The sequence below is a fragment of the Lentibacillus songyuanensis genome, from assembly GCF_039548255.1.
Lineage (GTDB): Bacteria > Bacillota > Bacilli > Bacillales > Amphibacillaceae > Lentibacillus_C > Lentibacillus_C songyuanensis.
This window is the reverse complement of the sequence record NZ_JBCLVH010000015.1, coordinates 67886-80741: the sequence shown is the minus strand read 5'-3', so window position 1 is coordinate 80741 and position 12856 is coordinate 67886. Positions and strand designations below refer to the sequence as shown.

Sequence of the window (12856 nt, the reverse complement as noted above, 5' to 3'; positions counted from 1 at the left end):
TCCTTATGCTGTGTTAGAAAAATATCTCAGCAAATTGATAAAAAATCATTACGACTATTTCATAAAACCCTTTAATAATGCCACCCAGGAACGACGCTAATTTTTGGGTAGAGTGACCAGATGTATCTTCTACGTCCGGTCTAGGTTCATTTGCAACTTCGATTGTTTCTACGTTCTTGTCATTTATATTTGCTTCCATTTGATCTGTTTTTTCTATTGGCTCTACCTGTTTTTCTTGTTGCCCGTGATCAATGCCAAAAAGCATTCCTGATAAAAAAAAGACTGCTAACAATAACAATGTAATTAGAGCACGCACCATCGATTATTCCTCCTATTGCATTCGCTTCTTTATCGCCCATTCCAGACAAAACTTCATCAAGATACAATTGACACGATCAAAAATCATTATTTATATAAACCTTTGTTACGTTGGCAATTTGCATCTCTCTATGGTTCCATCTTGTCCGAAGTTACCCTTTAAAAAGATCTTTAATAGTAAAATCTATGTCGTAACTTTGGAAACTAGAACCAAATCTTTTACCTTTTTGAAGCTTTAATAGAGCGAACTAGAGCGAAACTATCTGGAATACGAGGCAAAATTATCGACATCAACTTTTTCATGTAGTGCGGCATTTACCCCATTTGCGATGACATGTGACATATCAATCATAAAACCATCTACCTCTTTTGGTGTCACCATATAGTTGTACCCAACAGGCGTGAGCACCTCTTTAATTAACGCCTTTTTGTCTTCATCTGATAAGGTTCCCACGATACCAAGAAAGGTCTTACGTTTTTCTTCATCTGGAAGGTCATCTTCCGTGAATTTTTTTGCACCAAAATTTAATCCTGCTGGAGCCAATGATTTTGAGGGTCTATCTTTTTCATTCCATTCTCTGCCAAAATGCTTTAAAATCAGATCGATGGTATCACTTGTAATCGTTACCGCATCAACAACAGTTGGAACTCCTATTGCTATTACGGGAATCCCTAATGTGTCCTGACTCAATTCTTTTCGTTTATTTCCAACGCCAGACCCAGGGTGAATCCCGGAATCAGACAATTGAATGGTTTCATTAATGCGTTCAATAGAGCGGGAGGCAAGCGCATCAACGGCAATGACAAAATCCGGCTGAAACTTTTCAATAATCCCGAAAATGATATCACTGGTTTCGATCCCCGTTACTCCCATCACACCAGGAGTTACAGCTGCAACAGAACGATATCCATCAGCGACGGTTTCGTGCTGAAGTTTAAATAAATGGCTGGTTACCATTACTTTTTCAATCGCCATTGGTCCCAGCGCATCTGGCGTTACATTCCAGTTACCTAATCCAACAATTAAACCGGTCGCATCCACTGGTATATCGTTCTTTTCCATTAATCGCTCGAGTTCCTTGGCAAGAATTTTTGCTGCGTCTTCTTGTTTCTTTGTGTCTTGTTTTTTGACCCCGTCCGCATAAATCGTAATATATGTCCCGGCTTTCTTACCAAGCAACTTTGCCCCTTCCTCATCAATTTCTACCTGAGAAATGGACACATCATTCACTTCATAATCTTTAATGGTAACACCTTTTATTTGTTGGTCTTGCTTTTGTTCCTTTTGGACGTACATATCTTTCGCTTCAACGGCTAAATCGGTTCGCACCTGAAAATCGGTATTATTTTCATCCATTTGGCATGTCTCCTTCTTCGCAAAACTTACATCTATTCATTAATCATAGGCTACACAAAATGGAACGAATTCATACAAAAACCGACCACCATGCAACATAGCTATTGAAAACCGCGCCATGGTTTGGTAAAATAATCTCTGTTCCTGAGGAGTATGTACAGGTCTATTAGGAGGTGAAACAATGGCTAATATTAAGTCTGCAATCAAACGTGTTGATATCAATAATAAAAACCGTGCACAAAACCAATCCGAACGTTCCGAAGTGCGTTCAAAAATCAAGAGTGTAGAAAAACTAGTTGCTGCAAATGATATGGAAAATGCAAAAACAGCACTACAATCTGCTACAAAATCAATTGATAAAGCAGTTCAAAAAGGCATTATCCATAAAAATAACGGTAATCGCCAAAAATCACGTTTAACGAAAAAAGTAAACAATATCGGAGCATAATCAAAAGTTAAAAGCATCCAACAACATACGATTCTGCACTGAGAAAAACAAAACGATCCCTTATTAGGATCGTTTTTTTAAAGGTAAAAAAGTAGTATAAAAATCATAGCGCTATTTTGATTTGCTGAAGTAGAGAAAGTTCAGCTAGGATCGCGACGTCCTGTCGCTTACTCCTTTGTTCCTGCAATGTGTTAACTTGCTTGAATTAAATCGTATAATAACAACTCAAAAGCAAGCTGTTTTTCCATCTTCCCTTGTTTCATGATGGCATCCGTTTGGGTCAGTTTGTCCATAATCGCTTGCAATGCTTGTTTACTAAAGCTGCTTTGACGGTTTGTGGCAATTTTTACAACATACGGATGGACTCCCAACTGTTTCTGCATTTGAAACGAACTATAGCCTTTTTCTTTTAGTAATTTCACTCGATAAATTGTCCGGAATTGAAAAGCGAGAAGAGCAATTAATGCAATTGGTTCTTCTTTCATTTTCTCCAGATCATGGTAGATGGAAATTGCTTTTTGAATATCACGTTCCATTACCGCATCCACAAGCCTGAGGGATGAACTATTGGATGTATGCGACACTAATCGTTCTGCTATCTCCCGGGTAACCGTTCCATCCTCACCAACATATAAAGCCAATTTTTCCAGTTCGTTTTTGAGCAAATAAAGATTTGTGGAAATTTCTCCCTCCAACACCTCATACGCATCCGGCATAATCGTAATCTTAACCTGATCTGCTTGATCAGTAATCCACTTGGATATATCCTGTTCCTTAATCGGACTGCAATCCGCAACGGCTCCATGTTTTTTTAACAATTTGCTAATTTTCTTTCGCTCGTCAATTTTTTCATACGGGGCAACAAATACGATTACGGAATAGTCTGCCGGTGCCTCTAAATATTGCTGCAGAGCAGATACATTATGTTCAAATGACAATTTATCTGCCTTTGCCTTCAGAAACACAGGATTGCTGGCAATAATTAGTTTTCTATCACCGAAAAAAGGATAGGTTTCCGCATCCATAATCACTTCCTGTATTGGTGTTTCTTCCAAATCATACATCACTAAATTTTCCACATCCCCATCGGGTAACACAGCCTGCGTGATATGCTTTTTTAAATTTTGTATGAAATATGTATCTGATCCATATAATAAATATATTGGTGAAATTTGCTTGTTTTTCACTTGTTTTAAAACATCCATATATGCCATAAAAGTTCACTCCAATTATGTCTATATTATCGCAAAATCAATGTGAAAACAAAACATATTCAGTCGCTAAACGGCCACGCTGCACTTTTCTGATCCAGTTGCGCGCGGGGCCAGCGACTTCTGTCATAGTCAATAGACACTCCAAACGCCAAAGTTCGGGCGTTTTGCGGTCTCTTGACTATGCCTGCGTCGCTAAACGGCCACGCTGCACTTTTCACTCAAAAAAGGGAATTGCGATCATAGCAATTCCCTGTCAGGATATCTATATAAACGCTTGATTTGCAGTCCCGGGTAACTGCTCCTCAAACGATATTTGCTCTTACCTGTAGATTGACCATCTGCGCAAAAAGTATAGATGTTAACTCTTTCTAAATATGGGTAAAGTGACATTCATTCGGTTGGGTGCCTTCAACAGAACCGAACCTTTGTCATGCCGTTAACTCCTACTTATCTTTTTTAGCTTCTCCTCAAAGCTTATGGTGGGGTTTGCGTTTTACCATTATAAAAATAGTTACTTTTATCCGAATTAGTAAATATTACTTCATGGTCAGCTGCCGTTAAGAGAGGAGAAATAAAATTTCACATCATTTTCCTTCATGAATGTGGATTTTTTTTTGTAATTCATTTATACTAAACATGAAGTAGGAGGGATAGATGTGAACGAATTCGAAAATGACGTACAGTCCAAAAATAACGATGTCGTTGACTCGATAAAAGGATTTGGCTTCTCATTTGTATTCTTTGTCCTAATTTTTGCAATTGGTGCAGCGGTCAGTGTTATCGCAAAGTAAAAAATACTTAGAATATGTGTTCCAATGTAGATCATGATCAAAGAGGCTGATACCAGTCTCTTTGATCATTTTTTATGTGTGAATACGTCAACTTTTTCAAAAGTAAAGGAAGTATATAAAGTTAAACTTCATTAAGTGGGGGTTTTCCCGCACTCAGACGTGCTAGTGCAGGCGAAGGCATAGGAACGTAACGGTTAGCCTGCCTATTCTCTCCCACTTAATAGAGGAACAAAGGCTAAGTTCTCAGGCATCTGAGTTGCAACGCCTTTGTTCTGTTTACAATACCTTATGGTAAGAACTTAAAAAATGTGCCTTGATCTTCACGAAATCGAAATATTACCGCACCATCTTCATCGGTTCGAAATACAGTTATTCCACTATCAGCCAGTCGCCCCACGACCTCTGGTGATGGGTGCCCATAGGTGTTATTTTTTCCAACTGAAATCAGACCATATGCAGGATCAATAGCATGTAACAATGACTGATCGGAGGATGTTTTGCTCCCATGATGTGCAACCTTCAAAACATCAACCGCTAAATTTGGGTACGCTGCCATCATTTGGTGTTCGGCATCCTTTTCCATATCCCCAGTAAACAACCATGATAGCCCACCAAATTTTGAGTACAATACAAGCGAATTGTCGTTTGGCGATGCTAGTTCCTTACTTGGGGACAGTACATCAAACGTCTGCCCACCCATACGCAGCATATCTCCGGGTTCTACACGTCGGATCTTGGTTCCATGGTGTTTCCAACCAATCAATTCCTCGTCTGAAAAGTACGCACTAATCACAATTTCTTTCACATTCATCCCCTCGAGCAAAAATGGCACACTGCCGATATGGTCAAAATCCTCATGCGATAAAAAAATAGCATCGATGTTGTTAATTCCACGCGACAAGAAATACGGTTTGATAATTTGCTGGTAGTTTTGATCCGCGTTGTTTGACTCGCCAAAACTGACTTTAGCACCTGCATCCACCATAAAAACACCTCTACGATATGGCAATTCAATCACAAACGTGTCACCTTGCCCGATATCGAGCATGGTTACCGAACCAACCGGATTGACATAAGGCTTAAGGGTAATACCGATAATAAAGCCTACCGTCAAGCATCCATAAAAAAATGAAGTCAATAATTGTTTTTGCTGCAGGCGATGCATGAACAACAAAAAAAGTAGAATATACAATAGTGCACCAACCACTGAAATGGAGCCAACAAGCAACGGATAATAAAAAAGACTGTCTATACCTTGCAAAATAAGAATAAATACATGGTGAACCTTCGAAAACAACCCATCTAAAAATGTTGTTATCGCCGAAACTGGGGATACCAATAATAGAAAAAACATAAACGGGATAACAAATAACGTAAAATAAGGAACAACAATTAAATTTAACAGAATAGACAACGGATGAAAGGTAAAGAAATATGTCACTTGAAGCGGAAGAATAATCATTTGTGCGACAAAGCTAATCTGAAGCATTTGAATGGTCGTGGAAGTTGTTTGCGCAAGCCAGTGTCTGGACAGCAATAACCCAAAGGTAACTAAAAACGAAAATTGAAATCCGACATGATATACCATATATTTGTCGGCAGCAATTAATAACAAAAAGACAATACTCAAAACATCTGTCAAACTATAGGAAAGTTTTAATTTCTGGAAAATAATAAATAGCATGACCATGACGCATGCTCGCCAAACAGAAGGTTCTCCGCCGGCAATCAGCGCATAAATCGGCAGAAACATAAACATAAACCATTGAGCTTTTTCTTTAGTGAACAGGTTCAACTTAATCAGCAGGAAGTACAATAATGTCACAATCAATCCAACATGTAACCCAGAAATAGCCAGAATATGAGATAAACCCCAACGCTGAAATATATCAATCGTTTCTTCGTCAATCGCTGACTCATCCCCTAATACTAAGGCGGTTAACCATGCTGCTGTTTCGTGTCCCACATGCGATTGAACATGCTGCATTAGTTTCGATCGTATATTATACACCACCGCTAGCGTATCCGAACCGGAACAGGAAATATCTTTTAGTGATTGCAATACGACTTGATAGGAAATCCCTTTGGTCCGTAAGTAGCGACTATAATCAAATTCTCCAGGATTTGTACTCCTGGATGGCTGTTCCAATTTTCCATGTATCTCACAAGATGCTCCGTGTTGCAAGGTTTGTAGTTGATGTTTTGTGTGGATTGCTTTATCCGGAAAGTAAACGACAAGCAGGTTTGTTTTTAAGGCGGGATCTTTGAGGACAAAATCTATTTTCTTATCGGTTTGGTGAACAGGACTAATAATTTTCCCCGCGTAGGATGCAGAATTATTCGTTGGCGGCGGTTCTGTATCGGTTATTACCGGTATATAGGTATAAAAGAAAAGAAAAGCGGTCAGCGAAACAACTACTGGTACGATTCCCAACCGCTTCCATCCATACAGTATCAGCAGCCAGACGAGCAGGGCAGCGGCAAACCAATACGTCCGGGTGATGATGGTTACCGCACATACAGCAACCGATATGGCCGGTAAATGCCAAAATCCTTTCATGTACGCTATCACCTTGCTTTCTTGAAAGATGAGGAATTTTAATCTTGATGGGTTGTGACAAAGTTGAGGACGTTCACATCATACCTCTTGCTCCCTGTCACAAAAGCCGAACAAACTGCCTCGCGTTCGGCTTCGGCATTCAGAAATAAACAACTTTTGATTTACATGTTAAATAAACGCTCAGCTTCTTCCTTCAGCTGGCCAGTCTCATCCGAGTCAGTTAGCTGATCAAGTAACCCCTTTACGAACTCCTTCTTTTCATCAACGTTTTCATCGATTGCCAAATAGTTCAACTCCACTTTTTTCGTTTGCACGCCTGCCTCGGCGAACAACTCCAACGCATAGGGATGGTTTTTATAATCAGCAGCATAGTAAACGGATTTAATACCGCTCTGGATAATCTGCTTACAACATTGCAGACATGGGAAATGGGTTACATAAAGCTCAGCACCATCGGTTGGAACCCCGAATTTCGCACATTGCAATAGAGCATTCGCCTCTGCATGTACGGTCCGGACACAATGCCCATCAATGACATAGCAGCCTTCATCAATACAATGTACACTACCAGAAACACTGCCATTGTAACCGCCGGCAATAATTCGTTTATCGCGTACAATGGTTGCTCCAACCATCAATCGGGTACACGTGCTTCGCAATGCTAATAAATGACTTTGCGCCATGAAATATTGATCCCAGGAAATCCTCTCCATACAAATACTCCTCGCTATTCTATCATTGTAAACACCTCTACTAAGTTTACATGCACCGGCGAAGTTTCGTCAATTATCGCCGTTAAGGAACCTGAATCATGTCCTTTAGACTTTCTAGCGTTTTTTCACCGATCCCCGATACCTCAAGCAGGTCATCAACAGTTTGAAATAAGCCATTCTCCTCACGATAGTCAATGATTGCCTGTGCTTTGGAAGGACCAATACCATTTAGCTTTTCTATTTCTGCTTGGGTTGCTTGGTTTATCTTGAGCTTCGCTTGTCCGCTTCCTGTCACTTCATCTGCTTGTATTCCGCTTGTATCATCGCCGATTTCCGGAACGGCGATCACCATCTCGTCCTGAACTTGTTGCGCAAGGTTTACCACGGTCTGGTCAGCCTGCTTCAAAAAACCGCCCGCCAATTCAATAACATCATTCACACGGGAATCTGCGTGTATTTCATAGATACCAGGATTCTTAACTGCCCCCTTTACATCGACAATAATATTCTCATCTCCCGTTGTTTCATTTTGTTCAGTAACTTCTTTTGTCTGGTCAGCAACTGGGGTTAATTCCGTAGTCGATTCAGCAGGTTCATGTTGAAATACGAAGAAGAGGATCACAGCTATGCCGATAATCAGAAAGAACGAGCTTTTTTTCAGTAACTCCAGAAACAAGGCTATCACAACCTCCCATATTGTGGCATAATTCGGGGTAAAAGAAGGGATTACGATGGGGCTATTATACTCTTTCGACACACATCCTGAAATTCCTGCAAGCAAAAAACAACCGGGAAAATCCTATTTTCCCGGTTGTTTTTCAGCTATAAAGAAAATTCTTTCTGTATCTTCCTTTAATTTTTCAGATTTCAACGAAAAGTCACCATACAAATGTCGAATTTCAAAGCCTGCAGTACGTAATAATTTTTTATAAATATCGATTGAAAATGTTCGCTGATGGTGCGTTTCGTCAAAACGGACATACCTATCGCCCGCTTGTACAAAAAAGGTTAAATCATGAAAAACTTCACCTGTAGCATCTCCAGGTGAACAAAACCAGATATACGACATATCTTCCTCGACTGCAGCAAACGTTTCTCCAGCAAAGTTGTTTTGCATATGGTAAAGCGAATGGATGTCAAAGATAAATAATCCTCCATCACGAAGCATCTCCTGTACATGATGGAATACCATCTGCAACTCACTTTCTGTGGTGATATAATTTATCACATCACAATAACTAATGACAGCGTCAAGTCCAGAAAAACCTTCCAGTTCCCTTAGATCCTGATGAATCCATTGAACGTTGACACCTTTTGCTGCGGCATGCTGCTGTGCATGACTTAACATTTCTTCCGAGAAATCAACGCCCACCATGCTATACCCCAATTGCGCTAAGCTTGTCGTAATACGTCCAGTACCACAACCCAAATCAGCTACATGCCGAATGGCTTTATTGGACTGCTGGAAGACATCGACTGTTAAATCCAGCCACTCATCGTAAGGGGCATCATCCATCAGCTGATCATATACGTTGGCCAATTGCTGATATTCCATTCATTTAACCTTCCTCACCAATATTCAATTGCACACGCGTTGCATCGCCCCATAAACGTTCCAGATTATAATACGACCGCTCATCCTTATGGAAAATATGGCATACGATATTTCCTATATCCACTAATATCCACCGCGCTTGCTCGAATCCTTCCAAGCGCTGAAGCGACATGCCTTCTTCCTCCACCGCATCTTTAATCGAACGGGCGATCGCCTGTACCTGCCGTTCATTCGATCCATGACAAATGAGAAAATAATCTGCTACTAATGATACTTCTTTCATATCTAACGCAACCATATCCTCTGCACGTTTATCATCGCAAGCTTTTGCGACTTTTTCTAGTAGTTCTAACGTTTCTTCCAAATTAGTAACCTCCGTTTAATCGTAAAGTTAAATCATTATATGCATGAAACGTATCCGGGTAAATACGAGACCCCTTGCTCATTAGAAACTGAATGGAGTTTCTAACCGATAGCCAGCACGCATGGACCAAATCCTGTTTCGCCATTTGCCGCACTTCGTCTAAACCCGGAAACGATCGGCCTGGTTCGATATAGTCAGCTAATAATACAATCATATCCAGTTTATTCATGTGTGCGCATCCTGTTGTATGATTGTGAATGGCACGGAGTATTTCATGGTCCTGAATTCCCTGCTCTTGTTTCACTAAAATTGCTCCAACTGGTGCATGCCATAATTCATGATGAAACAATACTAAATCATTTGGCAATGCACTGGACAGAATAATTCTGCGCATTTCCGCTTGCGAACGAAATTTTGCATAATCATGGAAAATGGCAGCAAGTTCCGCTTTTTTTTCGGATACTTGAAACCGTTTGGCTAATTCGACAGCTGTCTTGGCGACGCGTAATGTATGCTCGAATCGTTTCGTTGTTAAATGCGGCTTGACCGCTTGAATTGCGTCATGCTTGTTCATATAATCGCTTCCCTTTAATATAACGTTCCACATTTTCCGGCAATAAATATTTGACCGACTGATTTGCTTTAATCCGCTCTCGAATCATTGTTGACGAAACGTCGATCATCGGGATATCCAATGTTACAACAGGATACGCTGTTTGTAGATGATAACCGTTACGCCCTACCCCAACAAAGGTAACGATGCTCATTAATTCATCAATGTGCTTCCATTTTGGCAAGTATTCTACCATATCAGCACCAATAATAAAATAAAATGTTGTATCAGGATATGTATCGTTCAACATTTTTATTGTATCAAATGTATACGATTTTCCTAAACGATCAATCTCAATGGTATTCATCCTAAACGAATGATTAGAGGCAATAGCTTGCTGCACCATATTCATTCGATCTGTTGTACTTGTTCTCGCCACTCGTTTATGCGGCGGCTCGTACGATGGGATAAACCAGACCTCTGCCAAGTCAAGCTGGTTTTTCACTTCTTCGGCAATAAGTAAGTGTCCGATGTGTGGTGGATCAAATGTGCCTCCTAATATTCCAACGCGTTTCATTTCACGACTTACTCCTTTAAGGTAATTGAATATGTTTATTTTCCTCTGATTCCTTATACAACACAATATTATTTCCAATGATTTGAACGACAGCTGCTTCTGTACCATTTGCAAGCATTGTGGCAACATCATGTTTGTCCTCAAGACAATTTTGCAGCACACTGATCTTAATCAGTTCACGTTTTTCCAATGCCTCACCAATTTGTGTCACCATGTTATCATTTACACCATCTTTTCCAACCTGAAATATTGGCTTAAGGCGATTTGCTTTTGCACGTAAATAACGTTTTTGCTTTCCTGTTAGCATCCTATCTTCCTTCCAAAATCTGTTGTAATTGTTCTTCCATATCTTCTATAGAAAAATGATGATCCGTCCATAACTCAAATGCATATTGAGCCTGATAAAGCAGCATGACATGACCATAATGAACCAAAGCACCTTGCTTACCTGCCTGTTTTAAAACATTCGTTTTGATCGGCTGATAAATAATATCACTTACAACGCTTCCTGCTTTAAAGGAAACATCCGCTGGTATTATCGATTGTTCCTGGTGTGGTTTCATCCCAACTGATGTCGTCTGAATAATCAAATCGTAACGAGTGATCTTTGCTTCCAAATCTGCCAATGGTAAAATGGTTGTATGGCTTTGTTCCTGCTGTAATTGCGCGATCGCTTCTGCACTTGAAATGGTTCGATTAGCAATATCAATAAAACGGAATCCTTCCGTGACAAGCGCATCATAAATACCTCGTGCAGCCCCGCCGGAACCAATAATGACAATTTTGATGTCTTTATCCATACACAACTTCGGATAATGCTTTTGCAATGATCGGACATACCCTTTGCCATCGGTATTATATCCAATCCATTTCCCATCGCGATTAACGACCGTGTTCACTGCACCGATGCGTTTTGCATCATCATGGATGTCGTCCAAATAAGGAATAATGGTTTGTTTATATGGGACAGTCACATTAAAGCCGTCAAGATTTTGACGTCTTAAATCCGCCATTCGCTCATCAAACGATTCATTTGGCGTTATCTCTTCTATTGAATAGCTGCCATTCAGCCCCGTCCGTTTCAGGAATTGCTGATGAATCCACGGTGACAAGGAATGCTGAACGGGATAACCTATCAAGGCAAATGTAAACTCCACGTTAATCCTCTCTCCTTTGTTCCTCTATTCAGTGGGGGAGAAAGGGCAAGCTAAAACCGTCACGTGTTTATGCACTAGCACGTCTGAGTGCGTCGAAAATCCCCACTGAATGAAGTTTCACTTTATCATGGCTGAATCGCAGCCCTTTATATCAACGATTTTCTTAATGAGACAGCAACGCCATTTGGACTATGGGCTGTTACGGTTGTTTGTTGTCCCGTAACACTTACCCAGCCTAACCCCGGAAACACAATGTCCGTTTTTTCATCCCTAAGACGGTAGGTTGTTTCAGTCAACTTTGGCAATTTCTCCAATGTTTGCTGATCAGGCGGAGCTAATAATTCACCTTTATGATTCGCATATAGCGTGTCAGCATTCGCAAGCTTTGTTCGATGAATTGGTACGGCATTTGCGAAATAACAAACAAAGGACTGTTTTTCCCCTTTAACAAAATCCAGGCGAGCCAGTCCACCAAAAAATAATGTCTGACCCTGATTTAATTGGTAATTTCTTGGTTTTATTTCTTTGTTCGGTGTAATCAGTTTCAAATCCTGGTCGGAAACATAATGCGCCATTTGCTGCTTATTCACGATACCAGGTGTGTCAATTAGGGCCGTTGTTTCATCTAATGGAATTTCAATAAACCCTAATGTTGTACCAGGAAAATAAGATGTGGTAATAATATTATTTTCCCCTGTTGAACGTTTGATTAGCCGATTAATAAATGTAGATTTCCCAACATTTGTCGTCCCAACAATGTACACATCCTTTTGGGCGCGATAATGCTCGATCGCCTCGGCCAATGCATCAATTCCATGGCCTTTAGCTGATGAAATCAAAAATACATCTTTTACATCAATTCCCATTTCCTTTGCAGATGCCCGAAGCCACTGTTCCAGCTTTCGTTTATTGGAAGACTTCGGTAATAAATCCATTTTATTGCCAACAAGAATGATTGGGTTATGGCCAACCAGGCGTGGAAGGCTATTAATAAGGCTTCCATTTACGTCAAATATATCAACAAGATGCACAACAAGCCCCGTTGTGTTGCCTATTTGGCTTACTAAGTCCAAGAAATCTTCATCAGAAATCGACACAGATTGTACTTGATTATAATGTTTTAAACGAAAACAACGTTGGCACAAAACTGGTTCTCTTTCCAGCGTTGCCGCAGGGGCATAACCGATCTCTCGTTGATTTTCTGTTTGAATGGGAATTCCGCACCCCTGACAATGTATTTTTTCCACAT

General features: G+C 40.2%; 15 protein-coding genes. 2 read left to right on the top strand and 13 right to left on the bottom strand.

Annotated features, from left to right (window positions below):
• Positions 1-13: 13 nt before the first annotated feature.
• Positions 14-319 (bottom strand): hypothetical protein, encoded by a 306-nt coding sequence (locus WMZ97_RS14685; RefSeq protein ID WP_343272847.1) that lies wholly within the window; start codon positions 317-319, stop codon positions 14-16.
• A 258-nt stretch (positions 320-577) separates the two neighbouring features.
• Positions 578-1675, bottom strand: a complete 1098-nt coding sequence (gene gpr / locus WMZ97_RS14680) for a GPR endopeptidase (protein WP_343272846.1) — start codon at positions 1673-1675, stop codon at positions 578-580.
• A gap of 181 nt (positions 1676-1856) precedes the next feature.
• Here gpr and rpsT point away from each other — a divergent pair, with 181 nt between their 5' ends.
• Positions 1857-2123: a 30S ribosomal protein S20 gene (rpsT, locus tag WMZ97_RS14675; RefSeq protein WP_343272845.1), complete on the top strand. Its 267-nt coding sequence runs from the start codon at positions 1857-1859 to the stop codon at positions 2121-2123.
• Between the two features lie 191 nt (positions 2124-2314).
• Here rpsT and holA read toward each other — a convergent pair whose 3' ends face one another.
• Complete coding sequence (gene holA / locus WMZ97_RS14670; RefSeq protein WP_343272844.1) at positions 2315-3337, bottom strand: DNA polymerase III subunit delta; 1023 nt, start codon at positions 3335-3337, stop codon at positions 2315-2317.
• Between the two features lie 656 nt (positions 3338-3993).
• Between holA and WMZ97_RS14665 the strand changes: the two genes are divergently transcribed.
• Complete coding sequence (locus WMZ97_RS14665; RefSeq protein ID WP_343272843.1) at positions 3994-4128, top strand: YqzM family protein; 135 nt, start codon at positions 3994-3996, stop codon at positions 4126-4128.
• 286 nt (positions 4129-4414) lie between these two features.
• On the opposite strand, the gene WMZ97_RS14660 is transcribed toward WMZ97_RS14665, so the two are convergent.
• The 10 genes from WMZ97_RS14660 to yqeH all read right to left on the bottom strand — a co-directional run bounded on the left by WMZ97_RS14660 (position 4415) and on the right by yqeH (position 12854).
• Entirely contained in the window at positions 4415-6688 is a 2274-nt protein-coding gene (locus WMZ97_RS14660; RefSeq protein ID WP_343272842.1) for a DNA internalization-related competence protein ComEC/Rec2, read from the bottom strand.
• Between the two features lie 161 nt (positions 6689-6849).
• Positions 6850-7401, bottom strand: coding sequence for a ComE operon protein 2 (locus WMZ97_RS14655; RefSeq protein ID WP_343272841.1), 552 nt, complete (start codon positions 7399-7401; stop codon positions 6850-6852).
• A gap of 82 nt (positions 7402-7483) precedes the next feature.
• On the bottom strand, positions 7484-8077 hold the full coding sequence (locus WMZ97_RS14650) for a helix-hairpin-helix domain-containing protein (protein WP_343272840.1): 594 nt from the start codon (positions 8075-8077) through the stop codon (positions 7484-7486).
• A gap of 123 nt (positions 8078-8200) precedes the next feature.
• Entirely contained in the window at positions 8201-8956 is a 756-nt protein-coding gene (locus tag WMZ97_RS14645; protein WP_343272839.1) for a class I SAM-dependent DNA methyltransferase, read from the bottom strand.
• Between the two features lie 4 nt (positions 8957-8960).
• Positions 8961-9320 carry a ribosome silencing factor gene (gene rsfS / locus WMZ97_RS14640; protein WP_343272838.1) on the bottom strand — a complete coding sequence of 120 codons (360 nt, stop codon included), beginning with the start codon at positions 9318-9320 and terminating at the stop codon, positions 8961-8963.
• Position 9321: 1 nt separating this feature from the next.
• Positions 9322-9894: a bis(5'-nucleosyl)-tetraphosphatase (symmetrical) YqeK gene (gene yqeK, locus WMZ97_RS14635; protein WP_343272837.1), complete on the bottom strand. Its 573-nt coding sequence runs from the start codon at positions 9892-9894 to the stop codon at positions 9322-9324.
• Positions 9881-10450: a nicotinate-nucleotide adenylyltransferase gene (locus WMZ97_RS14630; protein ID WP_343272836.1), complete on the bottom strand. Its 570-nt coding sequence runs from the start codon at positions 10448-10450 to the stop codon at positions 9881-9883. The genes yqeK and WMZ97_RS14630 overlap by 14 nt, the downstream gene beginning before the upstream one ends.
• A 16-nt stretch (positions 10451-10466) precedes the next feature.
• Positions 10467-10757, bottom strand: a complete 291-nt coding sequence (yhbY, locus tag WMZ97_RS14625; protein ID WP_343272835.1) for a ribosome assembly RNA-binding protein YhbY — start codon at positions 10755-10757, stop codon at positions 10467-10469.
• Between the two features lies 1 nt (position 10758).
• Positions 10759-11607, bottom strand: coding sequence for a shikimate dehydrogenase (gene aroE / locus WMZ97_RS14620; RefSeq protein WP_343272834.1), 849 nt, complete (start codon positions 11605-11607; stop codon positions 10759-10761).
• 146 nt (positions 11608-11753) lie between these two features.
• Complete coding sequence (gene yqeH, locus WMZ97_RS14615; RefSeq protein ID WP_343272833.1) at positions 11754-12854, bottom strand: ribosome biogenesis GTPase YqeH; 1101 nt, start codon at positions 12852-12854, stop codon at positions 11754-11756.
• Positions 12855-12856: the final 2 nt, after the last annotated feature.

Excerpts from the sequence above, each read along its gene's own strand:
- WMZ97_RS14685 (WP_343272847.1), bottom strand. The coding sequence starts at position 319 with ATGGTGCGTGCTCTAATTACATTGTTATTGTTAGCAGTCTTTTTTTTA.
- gpr (WP_343272846.1), bottom strand. The coding sequence starts at position 1,675 with ATGGATGAAAATAATACCGATTTTCAGGTGCGAACCGATTTAGCCGTT.
- rpsT (WP_343272845.1), top strand. The coding sequence starts at position 1,857 with ATGGCTAATATTAAGTCTGCAATCAAACGTGTTGATATCAATAATAAA.
- holA (WP_343272844.1), bottom strand. The coding sequence starts at position 3,337 with ATGGCATATATGGATGTTTTAAAACAAGTGAAAAACAAGCAAATTTCA.
- WMZ97_RS14660 (WP_343272842.1), bottom strand. The coding sequence starts at position 6,688 with ATGAAAGGATTTTGGCATTTACCGGCCATATCGGTTGCTGTATGTGCG.
- WMZ97_RS14655 (WP_343272841.1), bottom strand. The coding sequence starts at position 7,401 with ATGGAGAGGATTTCCTGGGATCAATATTTCATGGCGCAAAGTCATTTA.
- WMZ97_RS14645 (WP_343272839.1), bottom strand. The coding sequence starts at position 8,956 with ATGGAATATCAGCAATTGGCCAACGTATATGATCAGCTGATGGATGAT.
- yqeK (WP_343272837.1), bottom strand. The coding sequence starts at position 9,894 with ATGAACAAGCATGACGCAATTCAAGCGGTCAAGCCGCATTTAACAACG.
- WMZ97_RS14630 (WP_343272836.1), bottom strand. The coding sequence starts at position 10,450 with ATGAAACGCGTTGGAATATTAGGAGGCACATTTGATCCACCACACATC.
- yhbY (WP_343272835.1), bottom strand. The coding sequence starts at position 10,757 with ATGCTAACAGGAAAGCAAAAACGTTATTTACGTGCAAAAGCAAATCGC.